This is a genomic window from Nocardia alni (assembly GCF_019038435.1).
Classification (GTDB): Bacteria; Actinomycetota; Actinomycetes; order Mycobacteriales; family Mycobacteriaceae; genus Nocardia; species Nocardia alni.
In genome coordinates, this window is sequence record NZ_JAGPOX010000305.1 from 1 (window position 1) to 2,040 (window position 2,040).

General features: G+C 71.4%; 1 pseudogene. It reads left to right on the plus strand.

Going from position 1 to position 2,040, the window contains the following annotated elements:
* Positions 1-2,040 (plus strand): annotated as a pseudogene (locus tag JZ791_RS44005) (hypothetical protein); the annotation flags it as partial.

Sequence of the window (2,040 nt, forward strand, 5' to 3'; positions counted from 1 at the left end):
ACAGTGCCCGATCCTGATCTGGACCGGTCACCGCAACCCGACCCGCCGGTCGACGATCCGCAGGATGGGCGGCGCCCGGCAGCGGATCTGATCGCCGCGGTCATGCTGCTCATCGCCACGCTGACGTATCTGGCCCGGCTGGTGCTGGGCTTGGCACAGCCCGGATATGCGATCGTGGCCCGCGATTTCGGGTCCCTGCTGGCCGCGATCATCGCGATCATCGCCGGGATGATGCTGGTCGTCGGGGCCAAGCCCCCGCTGGCCCGGCTGACCGGCGCGCTCGGGGCCGGCGCGCTGTTCCTGTTCGACTCGATGAATCTCACCGGCGGCTTCGTCGACGACGTGATCGGTAAGTACGGTCGGTGGGCGGCGATCCCGACCGTGGTCACGACGTTCCTGGCGATCGTGGCGCTGTATTGGGGTTCGGTGTCCAATGGCAGGCGCAAGCGTGCCGCGCGGCGAGCAGCGCAGGATGCGGCCGAGTCCGAGTCGTCCGCGGGGAGCGAGTCGCCGGTCGTCGAATCGCCGGGCGTCATCGGCGAGGCCGGGCACGACCAGGGCGCCGCGCCGCCGTCGTGGCGCTCGTTCAGCGAACCACCGGTACCGCAGCAGCCCGCCGCGGACTCGCCTGATCACTTCTCCCGGCCGTCGTTCGAAGGGCAAGGGGGGCAGTATCTTTCATCGCACCTCGGGGTGGCTGACCCGTTCGCGGCGGAGCCCGATCCCTATGCGTCACCACGGGCCGACACCGATTACTCTGTGGACGAGCGGTCGATGCCGCCGCAGTCCTGGCAGGCGGAGAACATCACGGGATCCCAGCTGCAGGATCCCGCGCCGTTCACACCCGAGCGGTTGACTCCGCCGCCTGTGCCGGGATCGCCCACCGAACCGGTTATCTTGCCGCCCTGGCAGGTGGCACGCAACGATCTCGGCGAGCAGTTCGAGCCGGCACGGGATTCGAGCCCGCCGCGGCTCGGCTCGGTACCGCGCCTGGGCGACGTTCAGCCCGGACAAGCCGCTCCCGAGCCGATGCGGGAACCGCAGCCGTACGGATCCGCCTACCAGACTCCGCCGCAACCCGGCGGTCAGACCGTCCCCCCGTGGCAACCCGACGGGGCGCCGACGGTGCCCTGGCAGGCGCACTACGACGGGGCGCAGGATTCCGGAACGCAGCCGTTCGGGCGCGTGCAGCAGCATCCCGACGGGGTCGGCACGCCGGTGGCGGCCTCGGATGTCGCGCCCCAGTTGCCCGAACGTCTCACCGCGCATCCCGAACCCGACGCACCGGTTCAACCCGCCCGGCAGCCCGAAGCCGAAGACGCCGCGCCGAGTTGGCTGTCCGAGCACGGGAACGATGCCGCCACAGAGGGTTTCGCGACCACGCCGGGGTGGAAGACGGGCCCCTTCGCCGCATTCGTCTCCGACTCCTACGTGCCCGGGCAGGGAACCCACGCGGACACCGCCGACGAACGGCCGGCGTCGCCCGCCGGCCCGGAATTCGCCGCGCCCGCAACGGCCTCGGTGTACGAACAGGGCGGGACCGAAGCGCGGCCGGATGAGGACGACACCGTCCGTGGGGCCGTCACTCCACCCTCGCCCGCCGCCGCGGCCGAGCACTTCCGGTCCGGATACGCGTCCGCGGAGCACGCGATCGACCACACCGAGACCGACGGACTACCCGCTGTCGATGTGGTCGATCACCCGACGACCGTGCTACCCCTGCCGGGGGCCGCACCCAGGTCCCCGGCGCCCGATCCCCAGCCCGGTGGGGTCGTGACCCCGGTGCAGTTCGGCTCACCGGACCCCGAGTCCGATCCGCGCGACGGCGTCATCACCCCGGACCGATTCGGCGGCCCCGAGATCGCCCCGCCGCATCCCGGCTCCACTCCCGCCTACGAATCCCACGAGACCGCGCCGATGCGCGCGAGTTCTCCCCAACCGTTCGGCCCTCCGCAGACGGATATGGCCGCCGAGTCGGACACACACGAGTCCACCTGGCACGCCTTCGATCCACCGTCCCCCCAGGATCTCTACCCGTCC